Source organism: Paenibacillus sp. DP01, from assembly GCF_044784315.1.
In the GTDB taxonomy this organism is placed as follows: Bacteria; Bacillota; Bacilli; order Paenibacillales; family Paenibacillaceae; genus Paenibacillus; species Paenibacillus polymyxa.
Genome location: NZ_CP173059.1, coordinates 3,012,783 through 3,034,391 on the forward strand (window position 1 = coordinate 3,012,783; position 21,609 = coordinate 3,034,391).

Below are 21,609 nucleotides of genomic sequence, written 5' to 3' on the forward strand. Positions count from 1 at the left end.
CTCCTGCTCATATTTGGGACATCATCGCTTTTGCTTCAAAAGCAACGAATACTCTATAAAAATTTCAATTTAAATTATTTGATAAAAACAAAATGTTAATATCAATACGTTAATATATAATTAGCGCTTCGTCAATAGGGTGTATAGACCTATTTTTGGTCATGTGATAGTACTATTAGACTGTTTACTGAATTTTACTTGTTGCTTATTGTCATATCATGTATGATGTTTTGGACAATATAGGAAACACAACATACTAAACACGTAAGGAGAAGATTCAATTGTCTAACCCGTCTAACCCGTTTAATCCGCAATACAATCAACAAGGAGCACCGTCCAGACCCGCCCCTGTTTACCCGCCACCTGTTTCATTCAAGGAGTGGATGATCAGCTTACTCCTGATGGCAATACCAGTAGTTGGAATTGTTATGCTGTTTGTGTGGGCTTTTAGCGGCTCGACAAATCCGAGCAAAGCGAACTACGCTAAAGCAGGCCTGCTATGGGCCGCTATTGTAATTGTTATCTATATCATTATGGCTGTTGCTTTATTGCCTGCGATCATAAGCTCATTAAATTCCAGCAGCTATTATTGATTTCTAGTACATAGCAAAATAACCTTCTGATGAATCCAATTGAATCATCAGAAGGTCTTTAAACTAAAACTGTCGACCCTGTCGGCAGTTTTTTTACTTCACCTTACTTCACTTCACTTCACTTTACTTGTACCAAAGGTCATCGGTTTCAAGCTCCTGTAGACTGCTCAAAAACGATTTTGAGTTATCGACATAAAGTTCGGTATCGATATAGTCAATGAGCATTCGACCATGATCCCGACGGGCTCGTCCTTATCTACACCTTTGACCCGCAAAGCATGTGCAAGCTGATTGGCCTGTTTGTTCAGATCAGCATACGTCAAGTGCTTGTCCCCAAGTACAACCGCCACATGGTCCGGTGTGCGCTCAACCTGCTCCTCAAACAACTGATGAATCGTTTTCTCCCGTGGGTAATCCGCTAACATACCATGTAACATGCTCAACTTCATCTCCTTCTCCTGTCAGCCATAATCCAGATATTACAATAGGTTGGGGATTTAACTGGAGAAAAAGAAATGACATCAGAGCTTGTTTTTCGACTGAACATTTCTTTAAAATAAGTATATAGCTACTTCTTGCTCTACAATAAATACCACAGATTGGTTACTCGACTGGAGGAAAAGAAATGACATCGGAGTGGCAGAGACTACAGACCAAACTGCCGGAATGGGTAGAACAAAGCCGTCATGAGTATATTCATGGCAAGGTAGCAGCGTATATTCCCGAACTGTCCAAGGCCCCGGCCGACGCGCTGGGTATTGTGGTCATGAACGGTGCGGGTGAGACCGTGGTAGCCGGAAATACGGAAATCCAGTTTACGATGCAAAGCATCTCAAAGGTATTTACGCTCATTCTGGCCTTGATGGATAATGGAGAGGACGTTGTCTTCTCTAAGGTAGGTATGGAGCCTACCGGAGACCGTTTTAATTCCATGCTAAAGCTAGAACTAGTCGAGCCGGGGATTCCATTTAACCCACTGATTAATGCCGGAGCAATCGCGGTCTCCTCTCTGATTCGCGGAAACAGTCCAGAAGAGAGATTTGCCCGTGTTCTTCAATTTTTCCGTCTGCTTACTCATAATGACACATTGGAATATGATCAGGATGTCTACGATTCAGAATCAGCCACAGGCCATTTGAACCGTTCCCTTGCTTATTTTCTAATGGAAAAGGGGATTTTAAGAGGTCATGTGGAGGATGTGCTTGACGTCTATTTCAGACATTGTGCTGTCAAATTAAACTGTACAGATTTAGCACGTATGGGACTCATACTAGCCTACAACGGCCGTGATCCGGTCACAGGTATACCTTTGATCCCTCGTCGCTATGTACAGATCGCCAAAACATTTATGACAACATGCGGTATGTATGACGCCTCTGGTGAATTTGCCATTCAAGTCGGACTCCCTGCCAAAAGCGGCGTATCTGGCAGTATAATGACGATGGTACCTGGACGATACGGCATCGGGTTAGTGGGACCTTCATTGAATCGTATGGGCAACAGTACAGCGGGGGTACACTTGCTGGAGACAATGTCCCGCGATTTGGATTGGAGTTTGTTTTAGGATATAAAAAAAGGGTATTCCCAGCCAGTACGGCTCATAGGAATACCCTTTTCTGTTACGTTCTTGCTATGTTAAATGGTTTGACCCTGAACCAATTTGATTTGAATACGGAACGGGTCAGCCACATACAAGGCCCCATCACGTTCTTGTAATCGATAACCTGTCGCAGTCAAACGAGCAGTAATGGCATCCAATTCTTGTTGGTCTGGAACAATCAGTTCAAAATAATCCAATCCAGCAGCCTGCTCGGGAGCTGGTGGCGCTCCTTCACCTGCCCATATATTCAAGCCCATATGGTGGTGGTAACCACCTGCGGAAACGAACAAGGCTGAAGATCCATATCGGCATGTAATGTCAAAGCCAAGCACATCGCAATAAAATTGCTGTGCTGTGAGCAAATTAGACACATGGAAGTGAACATGCCCAATTACCGTTCCCTGTGGCAGTCCCTGCCAAGGTAAATTTTCAGAAATGGCAATCAGGTCTTCTGCATCCACAGGTCCAGTTCCCATCATGTAAAATCCATTTGCATCTTTTTTCCATTGATTACGAGGACGATCCGCATAGATTTCAATTCCGTTATTATCGGGATCATGGATGTATAATGCTTCACTTACATCATGGTCTCCCTGTCCGATTTCAATCTCATGAGCCAGCAGATTACGCAAAGACAAACCCAGAGCTATACGATCCGGTAGAAGAATAGCAAAGTGATACAATCCGGCTGCAGACTGGCGCGGCAGAATAACTGCATTTTCAATATAGTTAAGAATCAGTAGCGCATGCTTTCCGTCAACAGTCAATTCAGCGGTATCCGCTGTTTGACGTAGAAGCTGTAAACCAATGACCTCAGTGTAAAATTGAATAGAGCGCTCCAAGTTACTAACTTTTAATGAAACCTGCCCGATTTTAGTGTTGTCATGAATATGTGCTGTCATGAGATTTCCCTCTTTCTACATGGATTGGAGGACTAAGGCTTAATCAAATTTATTGTTCTGTTGACCCACGACGGCTGAACAAAGAATCCAGAGACCAGCGAGTTGTCGGCGCAAATACGAGATGAAGAGCTACCAGAATAAAAGCAATATCCAGCTCATAGCCAGCGCCTTGACCATTCCCCATCAACCCGCCGGACAATTTGGCCGTGAAAATAGCGCCGATCAATACAATAACTAAAAGTCCGGATACATAGCGAGTAAGCAATCCAAGAATTAATGCAATCCCGCCGACCAACTCAATCACCGCAACGACATAACCTAAAAATCCTGGGACACCAATGCTGGAAAACCAGCCTGCAACATTACCCAATCCCATTTGGAATTTAGCAATTCCGTGCGCCAAAAACAAAATTCCGAGCGCCACCCGCATAATTGTAGAAACATTTCTGCTTGCTGAACTCATCTTTATCTCTCCATTCTGTTTGTTTTAATACACTCATACAAGCGTATATGAATAATTAATTTATATTACTAATAATTTAGCCAAAAAAATAATGACGTCCGAATCTATACTGCAACACATAAGTATGAATTACACTCAAATTATTAGTAATAGTAATAATTATTTTGTAATGTGAATTTAGCATAAGAAACTATAGTCTGTCAACAAATTATTTGGTATGATGAATAATAAATTAGTATATATTATATTTCCCTAAAAGGAGGAACGCTCTATGGGTATAGGATGCAACATTCGTGCGGCTCGTAAACGTAAAAATTTATCCATCCAGCAAATCTGCGAACGAACCGGTCTATCTCAAGGATTTATGAGTCAAGTCGAAAATAATAAAACCTCCCCTTCCATCGCTACATTGGACAGCATCGCTAATGCGCTGAACGTACCTCTCGCTTTTCTGCTTCTTAAAGAAGAGGAACGGATGCAAGTGATTCGTAAGGACGAGCGTCGTAAAACATTGTATGGTAAAAACAAACTCCAGGTCGATCATTTGGGTGGTCAGGGTAATGTCAAAATGATGCTGGTGGACATGCCGCCAGGCTCATCTACAGAAGAAGAACATGCTCATGCAGGGGATGAGATTCATTTTATTTTGGAGGGTACGGTATACGTGGAGCAGGGTGAGGATTCAGCTACTCTGGAAGCAGGAGATTCCTTTAGCTGGAGAGCAGCCATCCCCCACTATGCCAAAAATGTTGGAGAAAACAACGCGCGTATTCTGATCTCCGTGTTTCTCGAAGCAGAAAATGACGCCTAAACAAGATTTGAGCATATCACAATATTCATTACCCATTTCATTGTAAAAAGCGTGTACCGGGAAGTTAAATTAACTTCAACGATACACGCTTTTTTGTAGTAGCTACTCTGCTAAACTTATCCCATCGCCTGCTGGGCATCTGTACGTGATTCCCACGGCAGCTTAAAGGTTTTCATGATCTGCTTGGCATTGGCTGGGAGCCCGCTTACCGGATCACCCGTCGTACCCAACAACTCTTCTTTTTTATCCGTAGTAATACGCCCATAATAAGTAGAGCTGCTGTCCCCCCATCCTGTAGTATACTCGTAGATCAGCGGCTTATTTAATTTCGGATAGGTTCCCCACTGATCTTTGGCTTTATTAGCCAAAAACAGCTCCAGTGGATCGTATTCCATCGTAAAGGTTTTATCAAAGGGAGCTCCCACATACCCTTGATAGGTAACAATCGGAAAACCGTCCTTCACTTCAACCAGACTCAGCACATCCCCGTTCACTGTAAAATACCGCAATGCTTCGCCTTGGGGGAACATATAGACACTGGACAGCAGCTCAGTGTTAGGACGATGTTCTTCTATATAAGGATGGACAGAACGTCTTTCTAAGTGGATTAATGCTTCACGTGCTGCCACGAGATCTCCCTCATATATTTGTTCTTTTAGTTTACCGTGAATCGGTGGCTGGATCTGAATCTGTGTATTTGTCTTCTCTAACGTATAACCTAAATCAAGCGATACATCTCTAAGAGGCACATATACGTCTTTACCTACAACCTCAAATGTAAGCTGCTGCTTGCTCTTACGTAATCGCTCCTTAAGAACTAAGGGTTCTGCCCACTTTTGCAGCGTGACCTGCTTTTTTTTAGCATCCCAATGGTAGCTTGCACCTACAGCTTCAGCCAAAGGTTTAAGCGGTACCATGAGCTTACCGTCAATCAATAGAGATTTGGTCTTGTTGTTTAAGGGTTGACCGGCTATAACAATATCTGTTTGTGGTGTTGATTGAGGTGCTGTGGTTCCCTGTTCAGCCGCTTCGACTTCTCCTTGGTGCATTGTTGTCAAGAGCAATGGTAGCATCAGCAAGGCGACAAACAATCGCTGAAATCCTGTTCGATCTAGCTTCATTATGAGTCTCCGTTCACTTAATAGACTTGTTCATTCCGGCTCTATTTCTTTTTGGCTGCGTCAATGTCTCCAGGTCTCATCCCTGCCCAGATGTTCGGAATACTGACGGTCTCTGGATGCTCAAATACGAGAAACGCAGTCGGCAAATATCGTTCTCCGTATTCAGAGGAAGGCTTGTTGACAATGGTGTTATCCTTGACGAGCACCGTTGATGAACCTCCATCCAAATTAGCACCGATAACCGCTCCATGCTTAAGTAAAATATTTTGCATATCATACAAGTTGGCACCTATGCTGTACCCAGGCTGGCGACCGTCGACGGTTACGAAAAGGATTGCCCCGTCTGCTCTCTGTCCCATCGCGGTACGGGGAGCAATGCCCCATCCCTCGCTTGCATTGCGAATCAGACCTTTTCCATTCACAATTAGGCGTGGTTGGAAAGTAACCGCTTCTTGCACATTCATTTTGGACAACTCGGACAACGAATAGTGACCGGCTATCATTTTTCCCTGTTTATCAATACCTACGATTTGAACAGAGGCATTTTTACCCATATCGTTGTAGTATATCTGGCCCTGAGAAATGACAACACCAATCGGTTTAAAGCCATTTCCGTTCCAGTTGGGATCAGCGAATCCACCGCCGTTTACACCAGCAACGGCCCCCAAACGCTCGACCATACTAGATACATGTTCTCCCCGGCCGACTTTAGCAGGAACCCCGAGCCTAATTTTAGTGGGGTCATGCACCGTCATAACATAGCCATGATAGTTACGACCCGATACCTCTTCCACTTCAACCAACGGCGTCTGTTGTACTTTAGTAGGTATCAGATCAGGCAGATTGATTGTATGTCTATCCTTTTCCTCTCCCATCTCTTCGAACCGGGCCGAATATTCAGCCACGCGCTTCTTCGCCTCTGCTTCGCCGATAAAATATTTCGCCCAGTGACGATGCTGAGTCGTAATCAGCGTATCCGCAGCCAAATAGCGCATCTCCTTGCCAGAAGGGGTTAAAAACAACCATGCACCGCCCCCAATTCCTGCTAACAGGAATACAATAAAAAGTCGCAACATAAAGCGACCAAATTTTCCTTTTCGTTTCTTTTTCTTATTTTTCTGCCTGCGAGCTGCTGCACGCTGTGGCAAGACTTCCGGTTTCATTCATCATCTCTCCTGTTTGGTGACTTCTATCGTATTTCTTCACTATTGCCCATCAAATGATCAGTAGCGATAGGCTGCGACATCTAACGACAATATCATAAACTAATTTTGTAGAATGATAGTGTCAATTTTTTAACAGATTCATCCACTCTTAAAAAGAATACAGCAAAAAGCCCTTCACATAAATGTGAAGGGCTGTAAATAGGGGGATATCCTATTTACGGAGCAGCCTCCGGTTCGAGTAGCATGAACAGCTCTTTCATCTGCTGGCGCTTAAGTTTGGGACTAAGCACATACAAAGTATCGCCCGGTTCAATCACAGTTGTACCTCTCGGGGCAATAATTTGCTCGTTCCGAATAATGGCTGTGAATAAGATGTCTTCAGGCAGCTGTATATCCTGAATCGCCTTGCCGGCTATCGACATCCCCTTTTGTACCTGAATGTGGTTGATTTCCGAAGTGGTTTTTCCCAAAGAAACTAATTCCAACAGTGAAGGCGACGATGTCTCGTTAGGGTCCATCAAGCCAAGCTTCACCGCTAGCCACGAGATCGTGGTACCTTGAATAATCGCAGAGGTGAGCACAACGAAAAATACGACATTAAAAAACAAAGGTCCTACATCCATTTCGTCCAGTAATGGATAAGTTGCTAGTACAATGGGTACCGCTCCCCGCAGTCCTGCCCAGGATAACAGTGTCTTCTCGCGAACAGAGTACCTGGAAAAAAGCAAGCTTAGGAACACACCTATTGGACGAGCCACCAGCATGAGGATGAAGGAGAGCGCCAAACTTTGCCACGCAATGCCCAGCAATTGATCGGGAAAGACCAATAGGCCGAGCAAGACAAACATCATAATTTGCACCATCCAGGCGAAGCCATTGTTAAAATGGATAATGGATCGCTTGTAGGTCAAGTCGGAATTTCCCAATACAATGGCCATGACATATACCGCCAGCAATCCGCTCGCCTCCAGTAATGATGCCGCCGCATACGTCAAGACTGCAAATGCCAATGCCATTACAGGATACAAACCGGATGAATCAAAATTCATTTTATTAATCGCATATACACCTAAGCGTCCGAGTACAAAACCAACGGCTAGACCAAAACCCATTTCCCATAAAAACAACAAGATATGTATCCAAATGGATTGCTCAGGGTGATGTATCAGCTCAATCAATGTTACTGTGAGAAATACAGCCATCGGGTCATTACTGCCGGATTCCGCTTCAAGCGTCGAGGTAATTCGCTTTTTGATGTTTTTACCTCCTAAAACGGAAAACACAGCTGCCGCATCTGTCGATCCGACAATAGCGCCAAACAGCATGGATTCCATCCAGCTTACGCCTAAAATAAACTTGGCGCACACGCCAATGACTACAGTCGTGATGATGACCCCTAACGTTGATAATGACAACGCAGGTCGAATTACTGGCTTAACATCTGTAAACTTTGTCTGCATCCCGCCTTCAAACAAGATTACAATGAGCGCGAGAATGCCCACCAGCTGTGTGATAAAGGCATTATCAAAATAAATAAACTGACTGAGCACCATGCCTACAGCAATAAACAAAACGAGCGCAGGCATACCGAAACGGCTGGAAAATTTGGTAGTCAGCACACCGACCAGCAGCAAGCCGGACAGCAAAAGCACAATCAAATTAATCACGGTTGTCTGTTCCATACGGCTTCTCCTATCTTGAAAATAAATGTTCATTTTTTCGCCTTCTAACTATATACCCTCAAATCACACAGAATACTAATCATAAGTAAAAAAATATATGAGAAAATCAAAAAATCCAGCTCATGGTCTGTGCTAAATTCCGCACTCCACAAGCTGGTTTGTACATTTTTTTTAAATTTCTCAAGCTGTACCCGTTCGTCGTGCTTAGGCTTTGGGCTGAATCATATGTGCTGGTACAACATATTGGTCAAACTGCTCTTCCGTCAGCAGTCCACTGCGGAGTGCCGCTTCCTTTAGAGACAGCCCTTCTGCATGTGCAAGTTTGGCGATTTTAGCAGCATTTTCATATCCAATATGTGGATTCAATGCTGTCACCAACATTAGTGAATTATTCAAATTGTGCTCAATCTTGGCGAGATCGGGCTCGATGCCAACGGCACAGTTGTCATTAAAAGCAATGATGGAATCGGCCAGTAGATGAACTGATTGCAAAAAGTTGTATATGATTACTGGCTTAAACACATTCAGTTCAAAATTACCTTGACTTGCTGCAAATCCGATAGCTGCATCATTACCCATGACTTGCGTAACGACCATCGTCAGTGCTTCACTCTGGGTGGGATTTACCTTACCTGGCATAATGGAGCTACCCGGCTCGTTAGCAGGAATCGTGATTTCCCCCAAGCCGCTTCGCGGACCACTAGCCAGCCAGCGAACATCATTGGCGATTTTCATCAAATCCGCAGCTAGCGCTTTGATTGCTCCATGTACAGCCACCACTTCATCGTGACTGGTCAGCGCATGAAATTTATTAGGTGCAGAAGTGAACGTTTTGCCAGTGAAGCCGGAAATTTCCGCAGAGGTTCGGGAGCCAAACTCTGGATGAGCATTAATTCCTGTGCCCACTGCTGTTCCGCCAATCGCCAGCTCCTTCATATATTGAACCATGTCGACGATCATTCGCTTGCTTTTGTCCAGCATGGCATACCAGCCGCTAATTTCCTGACCCAGTGTAAGCGGTGTCGCATCCTGCAAATGGGTTCGACCAATTTTGATAATATCCTTGAACTGTTCTGACTTCTGTTGAAAAGTCTCTTTCAGCTTGTCAATGGCAGGCAACAAACGGTCCTCGACCGCAATGACACCCGCTACATGAAGCGCTGTAGGAAACGTATCATTTGAGCTTTGCGACATATTCACATCGTCATTCGGATGCAGCTTCGCATCTTTTCCCTGTTCTTGTAACCATTCGCTGCCTAGATGAGCAATCACTTCATTGACATTCATATTAGACTGCGTACCGCTCCCTGTCTGCCATACAACCAATGGGAAATGGTCATCAACTCGTCCAGCTAGAATTTCATCCGCTGCATAAATAATAGCATCCTGTTTTTCCTGAGATAGCTTACCCAACTTATAATTGCTGATCGCCGCACTTTTTTTGAGTACCGCGAACGCCTGAATGACCTCTAATGGCATTTTCTCCGAGCCAATCGGGAAATTTTCCTTACTGCGCTGTGTCTGCGCTCCCCACAAACGATCTGCCGGTACTTTGATTTCGCCCAACGTATCCTTTTCAATGCGGTAGTTCAACTCATTTCCTCCTCTTGGCCTATGTAATTCAGACAAAATATGGTGATCTTCTTTGCCTATTATACATTAAATTTCAAATGTTATCATATATTTTGCAAGCGCTTTTTTACGATAAGGTTAGAGGAGATAGAAGAAAAAATTCAGCTATGAGCTTGATTACCAGCCTCAGCTAATCGTGATGTTGCTTTTGGCATGCACTTCTTTTCTGCCCAGTAGCTTATTTAGTGCGTCGATATAAGCTTTAGCGCTAGCTTCCAAAATATCTGTACTAGTACCTCTTCCCAGTGCTGTGTACTCACCTTGCCTCAAAATAGCGTGAACTTCCCCCAACGCATCTTTGCCATACGTTACAGACTGGATGGAGTAATCCTCCAACTCCACCACTTCACCACTAGCCTTGTCAATCGCATGAAAAATCGCATCTACAGAACCATTACCCATCGCAACTTCATCAATTGATGTGCCATCTTGTTTATTCAACCGTATAGAGGCGACTGGAACCGACTGATTACCATAGGACACCTGAATAGAATTTAGTGTGTAAATTTGAGGTGAGGCATTGCGGCTTTCATCCATCAGGACAAGTAAATCCTCATCCAACACCTGTTTTTTCTTATCTGCCAAGGCTTTGAATTTGCGAAATGCAGCCTGAAGTTGTTCCTCTGTCAAAACATCAAACCCCATGTCCGCCAGTTTTTCCTTAAACGCAAGACTTCCCGAATGCTTGCCTAATACAAGTTTACTGGTCTTCAAACCAATGCGCTCAGGGGACACGATCTCATATGTTGTACGCTCCTTCAGCATCCCGTCCTGGTGTATACCGGACTCATGTGCAAATGCGTTGGCCCCAACAATGGCCTTGTTCCCCGGTACCGACATTCCAGTACGCTTGCTTACCAATCGACTGGTAGCATACAGCTCCTCCAAAACCAGACTCGTTTGTGCACCATAGAGATCGGTTCTCGTGTCAAGGGCCAGTGCGACCTCCTCGATAGGTGTATTTCCGGCTCGCTCGCCAATACCATTAATGGTACCTTCAAATTGATCTACACCGTTACGGATAGCTGCCAGCGTATTAGCTGTTGCCATCCCAAGATCATCATGACAGTGTGTGCTAAGCTGTATTTTTTCAATACCTGGTACTTGTTGTTTTACGATTCTAAACATTTCTCCAAACTGATCTGGCGAGGCATAACCTACGGTATCCGGTAAATTGACGACGGTCGCTCCAGCGCGAATTGCCATATCTACAACTTCACAAATAAAGTCCAACTCGGTACGACTGGCATCCTCTGCCGAAAATTCTACCTTGCTGAAATACTTACGTCCATAACGAATGGCAGCAGCAGCGGTCTCTAATACCTTCGCTTTATCCATTCGTAGCTTATGCTGGCGATGAATAGGTGAGGTAGCCAGGAACAAGTGAAGACAAGCGTCCTCCGCTCCCCGTAGAGCTTCTCTGACCGCATCTATATCCTGCTCTTTCGAGCGTGCAAAACCAACCAGTGTTGCTTGGGTGACCTGTTTGGCAATCTCCTGCATGCTGATGATCTCACCAGGTGAGGTTGCCGGAAAGCCGGTCTCAATCCGATCTACGCCTAATTTTTGAAGCTGAAGAGCGATTTCCACCTTTTCTGTGCTGGTTAAGCTAACTCCTGGTGATTGTTCTCCATCTCTTAACGTTGTGTCCAACACCCATATTTTGCGCATACAGATACCACCTTTGGTTTAATTTTAGGAGATGCTCAAAGTAGAAGGTTTATACATCATTTTATTCATCCGATCATCTGATGTTTAGGATTAAAAAAATTAGGAACTTCCCATATGCTTTTGCAGCTCCAGCTTGGTGCCGTCCAAATGCTGAATACTATATAACTCTGCAGCCTTACCATCCTGATCCAAGATCGCTTCATAAATTTTTTCATGCTGAAGTGTAAAATGATTTGGCATCACTGGATTGGTAATCAGATTGCTCAGCGCCTTGCGAATAGCCTCTACAAAGCTGCGGTATACGTCCGTAAGCACCTTATTGCCTGTAGCTGCTGCAACAGCCAAGTGAAAAGTGATATCCGCATCCAAGTACCCATTCATATCTCCAGCGGCCAATGTCGCAGCTCGACGGTCCAGTGCCTCTCGCATCAAGCGTAAATCTTCGTCATTACGACGTAATGCAGCTAATCTGGCAATCTCCAGTTCCAGCACGCTCCGCACTTCATAAACTTCAATAATTTCAGCACGGCTTAGTCGGTAATCCAATGGTTCTTGAGAAGTCGTCGGTTGGCAGACAAAGGTCCCGTGTCCTTGCTTTTTCTCTAATAGACCGGCATGCACCAGTACGCTAACCGCCTCCCGAACTGTAGATCGCCCGACTCCAAATAGCTTCATAAGCTCGGGCTCAGTTGGAATCTTAGTGCCTACATTCCATTCACCAGCAGCAATTTTTCGTTGCAACTGCTCAGCCACTTCATCTGCAATTTGCTTGCGTTTAACAGCTTGAAAAGGCATCATTCCATGATTCATCTGATCATCTCCTGTTTCGTATCATACTATGACACATTGCTTTTCTGCAACCTTTTTCATAATCTTTCTTAGTGGTCTTGTAACTGGAGCCTTAGCAATCGAAAAAGCCTGCACCGTTCACCACGATGCAAGCTTATTTGGATAAAAAACATATTAAGATTTCGTTTTATTCGGAGTAACACAATACAGACGGCTGGTTGTTTCAAAAATATGTCCCGGAGCCAGTGCAATTAACCCGATGTCTTCCGCAGGCAAGTCTGGTCGATTCGGTGCATTGATCATGTTCATTTGCGGTTCAGGACAGATGAATTCCTGGTTCGCTTTGTTGTTCCAGATCATCCAGTGCTTATAAGCAGTGCCTACATCGTATACAAGGGTAGCACCTGTCTTACTGTGTGTGAGTTCCATATAGTTACGTCCATTTTGCGGAGCCGCCGTATAATGATTATCCATAGAGGCAAAATAAGGGCTAACTCCTGTTGTCTTCATCAGTTCCTCTTCCGGGGATAAAGGTTGGAACTGTCCAGTGGCCAACAACCGATCTGTCAGCTCACGCCGCTCACCGATCGTAACCTTAATCTTGTAATCCTCAGGCGAGCTATCAGGTACAAACGGTACCCGAATGGCTGTGTGAAAGGCAAACAAGTTGGGAATCGGCTGATCCCCCTCGTTATGGATCACATAACGCTGATGCAGGCCAAATTCGTCAAGGCTGTACGTCAGCTTCATCGTAAAGGTGAAGGGTAGATAACGGAACATAGGATGCCCTTCCCTTACATGCTGATTCATTACCACATAACTACCTTGCTCCCCGGAACCGTAATCCTCAACCTCCCACCGAACGGTGTGTAAAAAGCCGTGCAAATGGTTATGGGTAGCCTCTTCATTAATTGGCAGCTCATATGTAACACCATTCCACAGGAATTTTCCATCCTCATATCGATTCGGAGGGAATAAGAAAGGAATTCCGTAAACGGATGGGCTTTGCTTAAAAGCCTCTATGCTCTCAGCATCTGGCTCACGTAAAAAAGAATATCCCGTCTCATTGTCACGAAAAGAAATCAGATTTGCGCCGTTTCCTGGCAGGGCAACCGCTTCATATCGTCCAAATTTAAGACGAATCGCCGGTATTCCATAATAAAGATCACCAATTGCAGTATGCTGTTGTGTCATCAAAAATCCTCCTTGATGAAATGACGATGTTTAATGAAAGCGTTTAGCTTTTGGCTTGACTATACCATGTCCAGCAAAAAAATTCCACGTCCACGCAAAAAAACGATGCCCCGCAAGGCATCGTCCTTCACACATATTACACATAACGTCCTTGTTTGGGTACTGCCATGTGTTCAAAATTTCCAGCCAGCTGTTCCAACTGATCAGTCAGCTCGGCACCTTGCATGAAATGTCCATGCCCTGTAACTGCAATTGCAGGCTTTAAGCCGGCTAACATCTTCACTGACCGCTGTGCAGCTTGCCAATCTGTTGTAAAATACGCAGGCGGTCCGTGGATTTCTTTTTCCTGTAAAAGCACAGCCAAGGCCGATTCCTGCTTTACCGTGATAAAAGCGTCACCAGCTACCATTAAGCGTCTCCGCTCATGAAAAAACGATACATGACCAGGCGTATGTCCTGGTGTATGCAGCCACTTCCAACCAGGGGCGCCGGGGACACTGCCATCTTGGGGCAAGGAGGTGATGCGATCATCGAGATCTATAGCATCATTGGGATACAAGAAGGAAATTCCCGACATCAAGCCTCCCCCAACACTAGGGTCAGGTTTTTGATAATCTTTCATTCCCGTTAAATAAGGTAATTCCAAAGGGTGTGCATAAACAGGTGTACCCCAATGCTGAACCAACTCAATAACCGAACCTACATGGTCAAAATGACCGTGAGTAAGCACAATAGCAACCGGAGGACCCGTAAACCGTTCCTCAGCTAGGCGTATAATCGAGTCTGTGAATCCTGCCATCCCCGTATCCACCAGCACCCAGGATCGGCTTCCCGGCTCTCCGATAAAACACACATTTACAAACAGCGTCCGTAAGCTCAGGAGATCGGGAGCAGCCTCTTCATTTGCCGTCATTCCTTCGGTGAACAGATGATTTGCCAAAGCTTCACCCTCCTATTCACATGGAATTTCCTGTTATACTCGACCTTTAGGCTTCCCCCATGTCAGCAGATTATGCGGACACTGCTAAATATAATCCGCTTGTCACGAAAATAGACCATGTTTACATTACTCGGGTAATTTACTCCATGCCGCATCCAGCAAATAGTCGAAAAGATCATCGTTCTCTTCAATCCAGCTATCCATCTGTAGCATCTCTTCCTCCAAGCGTGGCTCTCCTGCAAAATGGAGACTATAATCCCACTCCTTTCCCTTTTTACTGTGGAAGGTGATTTCATATATAGAACTCTGTCCGTCTACTCCAAATACCACTTGGCCTAAATATGCACCGTTCTCATCTCTAGTCATTTGCGCCTGCTGAATATGTACTTCTTTCAATTCCTGAGAAGAATTTTGCTCCGTCATTTATTTATCCGCCCTTTCATTTTCACTAAAAAGTACCAAAACTGATTTGTGAACCTTTTCGTTACATTGTACAATATATAAGCTATGTGTGGAATTTGCAAAAAAACTGTGCGAATTACCCTATTCTTATTTGAGGCTTTTTCGTGAAATGGAGGAAAGTTACATGTCAGATTTTCAACAAAAATTGCAGAAATATGCGGAATTAGCCGTTCGAGTGGGCGCCAATGTCCAACCTGGGCAGACACTTATCGTTCATGCGCCAATCTTGTCCGCCGAACTCGTACGACTTATCGTTAAATCAGCGTATACTGTCGGAGCTAAGCTGGTAAAAGTAAAATGGAGTGATGAGACGGTTACCCGATTACAGTATGAACTAGCTCCTGATGAAACTTTTAATATTGCCCCCAAATGGTACGCAGCCGAAATGACAGAAGAAGTCGAAAATGGCGCTGCAGTGCTCCATGTCATTGCCGAGAATCCTGATTTGCTTCAAGGGATTCCGTCCAGCAGAATTACCGCTGCCCAGCGTGTGCGATCACATGAGTTACGTCAATACCGTGAATACCAAATGGCTGACAAGTTCAGCTGGTCTCTGATTGCTTATCCTTCAGCAGAATGGGCAGCCAAAGTATTCCCTGATCTGCCAGCTTCCGAGCAAATGGATAAACTGTGGGAAGCCATTTTCAGCACTGTACGTGTGGATCTGGACAACCCTGTGGAGGCGTGGAATGAGCATTTGAAAACCCTCTCCAGCAAAGCTGATATTTTAAACTCCAAACGCTATAAAAAGCTGCATTATCTGGCGCCAGGTACAGACCTCACTATCGAACTGGCAAAAGACCATCTATGGGTAGCAGCCGAAAGCGTCAACCAACAGGGACATACTTTTGTAGCCAACATGCCTACTGAGGAAGTATTTACTGCTCCACTTAAAACGGGAGTAAACGGTAAAGTCAGCAGCACCAAGCCACTCAGCTACAGTGGCAATATCATCGACAACTTCTCACTGACCTTTGAAAATGGTCGTATTGTCGATGTACAGGCCGAAACCGGTTTGGAGACTCTCCAGCATCTCGTAGAAATGGACGAAGGTTCACACTACCTGGGCGAGGTTGCGCTCGTGCCTCATAAGTCACCGATCTCTGATAAAAATATTTTATTCTACAATACATTGTTTGATGAAAATGCCTCTAACCATCTGGCTATCGGTAATGCTTATGCATTCAATCTTAAAGGCGGTAAGGATATGACTCAAGAGGAGTTGGCTGCCAACGGTCTGAACTCCAGTCTGACTCACGTCGATTTTATGATTGGTTCAGGTGAAATGGACATCAACGGCGTTACCGAAGACGGTACTGAGGAACCGATCTTCCGTAAAGGAAATTGGGCGATTTAACACGGTAAAAAAGGCTCTCACCGCTTCATGCGAGAGAGCCTTCTTGCTTCATCTTTAAGTTATGTTACATACATTTACAGTGTATTAATCCAATAATTCGCTGCAAGTCCAAATACGATTTGTACTATGCTGATGATGAAAAAGACAATAAAGCAGCTTACAACTCTTCGATTAATGGTTTGATGTAAGGATAAAGATGATTTCACATAAAACATGCTGCCTAATATCCCCAAACACAGACCAAAGATACCTGCAAATAGCCACCCTATAACCAAGCTGACCACGACAAAAGCCCAGCTCCAGCCCGGAGCCTTACTTACTGGAACATAAGGTTGATTGGACCCAAGATAAATACCGTCCACAGCTAAATCTGCTTTGTTGCCAATGACCACAACATTCACAGCTTTCTCCTTCAATCGAATTGGAAAATCAATCAAGTTCAAAAATGCGTTCTGGCTTTTCACCTTCTGCTCGCTACCATTCACAATAATTTTTCCTCCGGTAAAGCCACGCTTGTACTCAATACTATATTGAATACCTTGGTCTTCTACATTCCATTTGGCCATCGCTAAACCCCTCTCAAATTTTAGGTAATTTTCTAATTATGTACCATGAAAATCATACCATAAGCCGCAAGTTAAATAATGGAAAAAGGCCGCTTATCAGCGACCTTTGAATCTACTTATTTCGTATGCGATTAGTTTCTATGTCCAATTTTAGTCTTGTAGGCAACTGAATACTGATCAGCCGCTAAAATCGCGTCAAGCACATCATCCGCTGTAACAGCAAATGGTAAATTGTGAGCGGTTTCGCCTTCTTTGGTAGCAGCCTGAGCTACCCGGTATAAATCCTCTCGGGAAGCTTCCTGCAGCTTAATGTCTTCCAGCGTAACCGGCAGATCCAGTTTTAGGTAAAAATCAATATACCGCTCCACCTCAGTTAAAGGTCTTTTTTCCAAGGCAAGCTGTACTAAGGTGCCAAAAGCTACTTTTTGGCCATGCGTCAGGTGATGAATGTCTCCTTCGAGTACGGTAAAACCATTGTGAATGGCATGTGCACCTGCCAAGCCGCCACTTTCAAAGCCCAAACCGCTTAGCAATGTATTGGCTTCTACCACCGCTTCAAGCGCTGGTGTAACGACTTTGCGCTTCACAGATTCATAAGCTTGCAGTCCGTAATCGAAAAGAACCTCCTCGCACTTGGACGCAATGGCTTCTGCCGCCAAGGTTGGCAAGCCGCCAGCCATAGTTGTAGCACGAGCTTCAATGACTGCACGGGCTTCAATCCACGTTGCCATGGCATCCGCAATACCTGAGGAGAGGAACAAAGGCGGTGCCTGGGATATGACCTTCGTGTCAACCAGGATTAAGCTCGGATTTTTACTGAAAAAGGTATAGGTATCAAATGCACCCTCATCCGTGTACAAAACAGATAGAGCACTGGTAGGGGCATCTGTAGAGGCGGTTGTTGGAACAATCACCACCGAGGAACCGAGTAGCTCATTAACGGCTTTGGCGGTATCCAGTGTTTTACCGCCACCTACACCAATGACAATATCGACCTGGCCGCTTCGTCCCTCATCAGCAATACGGTTTACTTCATTTTTGGATGCTTCTCCTTGAAAGTCAACCTTTATAGCAGTGATATCAGCCTGCTCCAGACTTTTGACCACTCGATCGGCTGCAATCTCCCAAACCAGCTTGTCCGCAATAACCAAAGCCGTATGGCCTAAAGGCTTAACATATTCACCTGTTTTATCAATCACATTTTTCCCTTGCACATATTTACCTGGACTAATAAATACTTTTTCGCTCATCATTCAACTCTCCCTTCCATGTTTGTACAATCTCTATTATACGGCTGAAAGGGCACACATCTCAATTTCAAAGCCAAAATCTTCTATCATTTGATGATCAGCGGTAACTTCTTGGCCTGCTGTCGTTAAATAATCTCCTACAAAAATCGAATTTGCTGCATAAAGGGCTAGCGGTTGTAATGAGCGTAAATTCAATTCCCTTCCGCCTGCGACGCGTATTTCTTTGGATGGACAGATGAACCGAAACAGTGCCAACACCTTTAAAGCTTGGATCGGCGAGATCCGCTGTGCTTCTCCCAAAGGGGTTCCGGGGATTGGATTCAGGAAATTAATCGGAATAGAGTCGGCATCCAACTCTCGTAAGGCATAAGCCATGTGAACGATTTCCTCATTCGTCTCGCTCATACCGATAATAACGCCAGAGCATGGAGACATTCCGTGTGATTGAGCCATTTTCACAGTTTCGATGCGTTGGTCATATGTATGTGTGGTCGTAATCGAGGGATAGTTGGCTTTGCTTGTATTTAAATTATGATTGTAACGGTGTACCCCAGCATCTGCCAATCGCTGTGCTTGATCTCCCTTGAGAATCCCCAAGCAAGCGCAAATTTTGAGCGGCATGGTACGACTAATTTCTTGTACAGCATCAATCACCTGATCCAGTTCCCGATCTGTCGGACCTTTGCCGGAAGCTACAATGCAATATGTCCCCGCTTTTCGTGCTAGGGCTTCCCTTGCCCCAGCCAACAATGATTCCTTATCCAGCATACTATACTTGCTGACAGGTGCCGTAGAAACGATGGATTGTGAGCAATAACCACAATCCTCCGGGCACAGACCACTTTTGGCGTTCATGATCATATTGAGCTTTACTTTTTTTCCGTAAAAATGATGCCTTACCTGAAATGCAGCTTGCATAATCGGTAATATTTCCACATCGTCCGCTTCCAGTACCGCCGTGCCTTCTTCCAGCGTCAGATTGCTGAAATGTATCGCTTTTTCAGCTAATGAGTCCCAATTTACAGCCTTATTGAATAAATTCATACTTCATCCTCCCTCATTTAGATGGTTATGTAAGCAGATGAGATTTTTACCGTAAGGAAATCCACTTTATTGTCAACTTAATAATTATATAATAGGTTGACAATAACACAGATATCATATCAATTCACATCCTTTATGTAAAGAAGACAAATTAAAAAGCGACCCCACATCATTAAAGGTCGCTTTCCATATTTATTCCATTATGAAACTCCTGCTTCCTCCACGATGATAGGCTGTTTGATTAGCCGAATACGTGAAATCCGCTTGTTTTCAACTTCTTCTACAATGAACATACATCCTTCAAACACTACAGACTGACCTGGCTGTGGAGGGATAACCTCTACATGTGAGTAGAGCCAGCCCCCTACTGTATCATAATCCTCATGATCAAGATCCAGCCCGAAACGATCGTTCACTTCATCAATTAATAACATACCGTCAATGGAAAATTCCTCGTCATTAATCTGCTCACAACTCGGACGTTCTTGGTCGAACTCATCCTGAATTTCACCGACGATTTCTTCCATAATATCTTCCAATGTTACCATACCCGATGTGCCACCGTATTCATCAATCAAAATTGCAATTTGCGTCTTGCTACGCTGCATGCGTTTGAGCAGATCACTAATTTGCGTTGATTCAGGAACAGCAAGAATCGGGCGAATCATCGTACGGGTATCCAGCGTGTTCGCACGTAGAAGATCTTTAATATGGATAAAGCCGATAATATGGTCCTTATCTTCGGCGCAGATTGGATAACGGGTTCTCATGCTTTCCGTTGCAATCGCGAGATTTTCTTCTGTGGACTCATTACTGTATAAACAGATCATCTCCGTGCGCGGAATCATGATTTCCCTGGCGGTCGTGTCGGCAAAATCAAATATATTATCAACAAGCGCCAATTCCGTATTATCAATTAGTCCGCTCTTATTGCTTTCTTTCATCAGAATGCGTATTTCATCCCCCGTATGCGCGGAATCATCATATTCGGATACCGGCTCCAGACGGAATAAACGCAACAGGCTGTTCGCCATTCCATTCAACGCCCATATGAATGGATACATCAACTTGTAAAACCAAGTCATCAGCATGGCCGAATACAGTGTAATAGTCTCAGATTTACGAATAGCTATCGTTTTGGGTGCCAATTCACCCAACACAATATGCAGAATCGTAATGACAATAAATGCAATCACCACGGCAGTACCGTGTACGTATACCGCTCCCAAGCCAACGGCAGTAAATATAGGCTCAATCAAATGTGCGATGGCCGGCTCTCCGATCCATCCCAGTCCCAACGATGCTAAGGTAATACCCAATTGGCAGGCAGACAAATAAGCGTCCAAATTGTGTATCATATTGGCGGCGTATACGGCCTTTTTATTGCCCGCCTCCACCAAGGTTTCGATACGGCTGCCCCTGACCTTCACCATGGCAAATTCCGCAGATACAAAAAATCCATTCAATAATACTAATGCAAAAACAATAATTAAGTTAAACATACTCGGTAAAGGGTCACTCAATATGCTCCCCATCAGCCGTCATTACGGCAGACAGGCGCACCTCCTTCGGATATTTTCATCATAGACAGAACGATAACACATCATAAGCAGCGTCAACTTCCCAACACATTCACCCCTTCCGGCTTCCATAAGCCATATTCCGCATAAATGTTTAAATCATTCATCAGCTTATATTTAATTATATAACTATACTCTATACAGTCAAACTACAAGCAATGTCAGAAAAATCAATCCCTCTATCATTTAGGTCGAAAAGCTCTCATTTTCGCCTCTTACCACCAAGAAAGCAACTATATTTGAGAAAGAATATAAACAAAATACATCCCCTGCCGTCTGGCAGAGGATGTAAACTCATATATATGAAGGCATCAGCGAACCGGAGATCCGCCCGGGTTCCCGATGACGCCGGGATATTGGTACAACAATGGCTCATCAAAAGTTGCATAATCCAGATTTAACATCAGCAGAATGGTCCGTTTGCCTGTCGCCGGATCACTAATAATAATGTGGTCCCGACCTGCTGCTTCCAGAATGCCTTTGAATATTTTAGCATTCCATTCTCGGTTATTTTCATAGGTCATATAAAAAGTTCCCGTTTTGCCCAAGTTCAAGCGTAAAATATTCTCGATGTATGATTGCTCGTATTGAGGAGTCTGAACCTGCACTACCGTACCCGTTGGTGTCATAGGGCTGCCACTACTTACTTGAGGTGGAAAGCCAGTCATAGGTTGCATGGTTCCGGCTGGAGCCATTCCTCTTGGCCATTCGGGATATCCATTGCCGGAAGCATAAGATACGGGACGGTAAGCTTGCTGTGAAATCATTTAAATTCCTCCTAAAATG

Annotated in this window: 21 protein-coding genes; 4 read left to right on the top strand and 17 right to left on the bottom strand. The window is 44.4% G+C overall.

Features of this window, described 5'->3' with window-relative positions; all coding sequences use genetic code 11:
- The first annotated feature begins 281 nt into the window (after nt 1-281).
- The gene (locus ACH59B_RS13140) at nt 282-593 is read left to right on the top strand and encodes a hypothetical protein (RefSeq protein WP_017427018.1); all 312 of its coding nucleotides are present in this window, start codon (nt 282-284) and stop codon (nt 591-593) included.
- A gap of 167 nt (nt 594-760) precedes the next feature.
- On the opposite strand, the gene ACH59B_RS13145 is transcribed toward ACH59B_RS13140, so the two are convergent.
- On the bottom strand, nt 761-1,042 hold the full coding sequence (locus tag ACH59B_RS13145; RefSeq protein ID WP_017427019.1) for an AMP-binding protein: 282 nt from the start codon (nt 1,040-1,042) through the stop codon (nt 761-763).
- A gap of 176 nt (nt 1,043-1,218) precedes the next feature.
- On the opposite strand from ACH59B_RS13145, the gene glsA reads away from it, so the two are divergent.
- Nucleotides 1,219-2,157, top strand: a complete 939-nt coding sequence (gene glsA / locus ACH59B_RS13150) for a glutaminase A (protein WP_017427020.1) — start codon at nt 1,219-1,221, stop codon at nt 2,155-2,157.
- Between the two features lie 71 nt (nt 2,158-2,228).
- Here the strand turns inward: glsA and ACH59B_RS13155 are convergent, their stop codons facing one another.
- Entirely contained in the window at nt 2,229-3,095 is an 867-nt protein-coding gene (locus tag ACH59B_RS13155) for a VOC family protein (RefSeq protein ID WP_102998025.1), read from the bottom strand.
- A 49-nt stretch (nt 3,096-3,144) separates the two neighbouring features.
- Nucleotides 3,145-3,558 (bottom strand): DoxX family protein, encoded by a 414-nt coding sequence (locus ACH59B_RS13160; RefSeq protein ID WP_016820790.1) that lies wholly within the window; start codon nt 3,556-3,558, stop codon nt 3,145-3,147.
- A 271-nt stretch (nt 3,559-3,829) separates the two neighbouring features.
- Between ACH59B_RS13160 and ACH59B_RS13165 the strand changes: the two genes are divergently transcribed.
- Nucleotides 3,830-4,369, top strand: coding sequence for a helix-turn-helix domain-containing protein (locus tag ACH59B_RS13165; RefSeq protein ID WP_016820789.1), 540 nt, complete (start codon nt 3,830-3,832; stop codon nt 4,367-4,369).
- A gap of 116 nt (nt 4,370-4,485) precedes the next feature.
- Here ACH59B_RS13165 and ACH59B_RS13170 read toward each other — a convergent pair whose 3' ends face one another.
- The 9 genes from ACH59B_RS13170 to ACH59B_RS13210 form a co-directional block, all read right to left on the bottom strand.
- Complete coding sequence (locus ACH59B_RS13170) at nt 4,486-5,490, bottom strand: stalk domain-containing protein (protein ID WP_017427021.1); 1,005 nt, start codon at nt 5,488-5,490, stop codon at nt 4,486-4,488.
- Nucleotides 5,491-5,531: 41 nt separating this feature from the next.
- Entirely contained in the window at nt 5,532-6,653 is a 1,122-nt protein-coding gene (locus ACH59B_RS13175) for a phosphodiester glycosidase family protein (RefSeq protein ID WP_016820787.1), read from the bottom strand.
- Between the two features lie 218 nt (nt 6,654-6,871).
- Complete coding sequence (locus ACH59B_RS13180; RefSeq protein ID WP_016820786.1) at nt 6,872-8,338, bottom strand: potassium/proton antiporter; 1,467 nt, start codon at nt 8,336-8,338, stop codon at nt 6,872-6,874.
- A 204-nt stretch (nt 8,339-8,542) separates the two neighbouring features.
- Nucleotides 8,543-9,931, bottom strand: a complete 1,389-nt coding sequence (fumC, locus tag ACH59B_RS13185; RefSeq protein ID WP_016820785.1) for a class II fumarate hydratase — start codon at nt 9,929-9,931, stop codon at nt 8,543-8,545.
- Nucleotides 9,932-10,096: 165 nt separating this feature from the next.
- Nucleotides 10,097-11,641 carry a 2-isopropylmalate synthase gene (locus tag ACH59B_RS13190; RefSeq protein WP_017427022.1) on the bottom strand — a complete coding sequence of 515 codons (1,545 nt, stop codon included), beginning with the start codon at nt 11,639-11,641 and terminating at the stop codon, nt 10,097-10,099.
- A gap of 99 nt (nt 11,642-11,740) precedes the next feature.
- Entirely contained in the window at nt 11,741-12,451 is a 711-nt protein-coding gene (locus ACH59B_RS13195; RefSeq protein WP_017427023.1) for a FadR/GntR family transcriptional regulator, read from the bottom strand.
- A gap of 153 nt (nt 12,452-12,604) precedes the next feature.
- A complete protein-coding gene (locus ACH59B_RS13200) occupies nt 12,605-13,624 on the bottom strand; it encodes an aldose 1-epimerase (RefSeq protein WP_016820782.1) in 1,020 nt (339 codons plus the stop codon).
- A gap of 136 nt (nt 13,625-13,760) precedes the next feature.
- A complete protein-coding gene (locus tag ACH59B_RS13205) occupies nt 13,761-14,564 on the bottom strand; it encodes an MBL fold metallo-hydrolase (protein WP_404301770.1) in 804 nt (267 codons plus the stop codon).
- Between the two features lie 126 nt (nt 14,565-14,690).
- Nucleotides 14,691-14,987 (bottom strand): hypothetical protein, encoded by a 297-nt coding sequence (locus tag ACH59B_RS13210; RefSeq protein ID WP_013371376.1) that lies wholly within the window; start codon nt 14,985-14,987, stop codon nt 14,691-14,693.
- A gap of 163 nt (nt 14,988-15,150) precedes the next feature.
- Here ACH59B_RS13210 and ACH59B_RS13215 point away from each other — a divergent pair, with 163 nt between their 5' ends.
- Nucleotides 15,151-16,383, top strand: a complete 1,233-nt coding sequence (locus tag ACH59B_RS13215; RefSeq protein WP_016820780.1) for an aminopeptidase — start codon at nt 15,151-15,153, stop codon at nt 16,381-16,383.
- A 74-nt stretch (nt 16,384-16,457) separates the two neighbouring features.
- On the opposite strand, the gene ACH59B_RS13220 is transcribed toward ACH59B_RS13215, so the two are convergent.
- From ACH59B_RS13220 to gerQ, 5 genes are all read right to left on the bottom strand, one after another.
- A complete protein-coding gene (locus tag ACH59B_RS13220) occupies nt 16,458-16,949 on the bottom strand; it encodes a hypothetical protein (protein ID WP_016820779.1) in 492 nt (163 codons plus the stop codon).
- A 131-nt stretch (nt 16,950-17,080) separates the two neighbouring features.
- Nucleotides 17,081-18,199 (bottom strand): glycerol dehydrogenase, encoded by a 1,119-nt coding sequence (locus ACH59B_RS13225; RefSeq protein WP_404303964.1) that lies wholly within the window; start codon nt 18,197-18,199, stop codon nt 17,081-17,083.
- 36 nt (nt 18,200-18,235) lie between these two features.
- On the bottom strand, nt 18,236-19,243 hold the full coding sequence (gene bioB / locus ACH59B_RS13230) for a biotin synthase BioB (protein WP_404301773.1): 1,008 nt from the start codon (nt 19,241-19,243) through the stop codon (nt 18,236-18,238).
- A gap of 200 nt (nt 19,244-19,443) precedes the next feature.
- Complete coding sequence (locus ACH59B_RS13235; RefSeq protein WP_172494064.1) at nt 19,444-20,745, bottom strand: hemolysin family protein; 1,302 nt, start codon at nt 20,743-20,745, stop codon at nt 19,444-19,446.
- A gap of 389 nt (nt 20,746-21,134) precedes the next feature.
- The gene (gene gerQ / locus ACH59B_RS13240; RefSeq protein WP_017427029.1) at nt 21,135-21,590 is read right to left on the bottom strand and encodes a spore coat protein GerQ; all 456 of its coding nucleotides are present in this window, start codon (nt 21,588-21,590) and stop codon (nt 21,135-21,137) included.
- Nucleotides 21,591-21,609 lie beyond the last annotated feature (19 nt).

Coding starts and splice junctions, on each gene's coding strand:
- glsA (WP_017427020.1), top strand. CDS start 1,219: ATGACATCGGAGTGGCAGAGACTACAGACCAAACTGCCGGAATGGGTA.
- ACH59B_RS13170 (WP_017427021.1), bottom strand. CDS start 5,490: ATGAAGCTAGATCGAACAGGATTTCAGCGATTGTTTGTCGCCTTGCTG.
- ACH59B_RS13220 (WP_016820779.1), bottom strand. CDS start 16,949: ATGGCCAAATGGAATGTAGAAGACCAAGGTATTCAATATAGTATTGAG.
- ACH59B_RS13215 (WP_016820780.1), top strand. CDS start 15,151: ATGTCAGATTTTCAACAAAAATTGCAGAAATATGCGGAATTAGCCGTT.
- ACH59B_RS13225 (WP_404303964.1), bottom strand. CDS start 18,199: ATGAGCGAAAAAGTATTTATTAGTCCAGGTAAATATGTGCAAGGGAAA.
- ACH59B_RS13210 (WP_013371376.1), bottom strand. CDS start 14,987: ATGACGGAGCAAAATTCTTCTCAGGAATTGAAAGAAGTACATATTCAG.
- ACH59B_RS13190 (WP_017427022.1), bottom strand. CDS start 11,641: ATGCGCAAAATATGGGTGTTGGACACAACGTTAAGAGATGGAGAACAA.
- ACH59B_RS13235 (WP_172494064.1), bottom strand. CDS start 20,745: ATGTTTAACTTAATTATTGTTTTTGCATTAGTATTATTGAATGGATTT.
- bioB (WP_404301773.1), bottom strand. CDS start 19,243: ATGAATTTATTCAATAAGGCTGTAAATTGGGACTCATTAGCTGAAAAA.
- gerQ (WP_017427029.1), bottom strand. CDS start 21,590: ATGATTTCACAGCAAGCTTACCGTCCCGTATCTTATGCTTCCGGCAAT.
- ACH59B_RS13160 (WP_016820790.1), bottom strand. CDS start 3,558: ATGAGTTCAGCAAGCAGAAATGTTTCTACAATTATGCGGGTGGCGCTC.
- ACH59B_RS13195 (WP_017427023.1), bottom strand. CDS start 12,451: ATGAATCATGGAATGATGCCTTTTCAAGCTGTTAAACGCAAGCAAATT.
- ACH59B_RS13175 (WP_016820787.1), bottom strand. CDS start 6,653: ATGAAACCGGAAGTCTTGCCACAGCGTGCAGCAGCTCGCAGGCAGAAA.
- ACH59B_RS13180 (WP_016820786.1), bottom strand. CDS start 8,338: ATGGAACAGACAACCGTGATTAATTTGATTGTGCTTTTGCTGTCCGGC.
- ACH59B_RS13165 (WP_016820789.1), top strand. CDS start 3,830: ATGGGTATAGGATGCAACATTCGTGCGGCTCGTAAACGTAAAAATTTA.
- ACH59B_RS13155 (WP_102998025.1), bottom strand. CDS start 3,095: ATGACAGCACATATTCATGACAACACTAAAATCGGGCAGGTTTCATTA.
- ACH59B_RS13145 (WP_017427019.1), bottom strand. CDS start 1,042: ATGAAGTTGAGCATGTTACATGGTATGTTAGCGGATTACCCACGGGAG.
- ACH59B_RS13200 (WP_016820782.1), bottom strand. CDS start 13,624: ATGACACAACAGCATACTGCAATTGGTGATCTTTATTATGGAATACCG.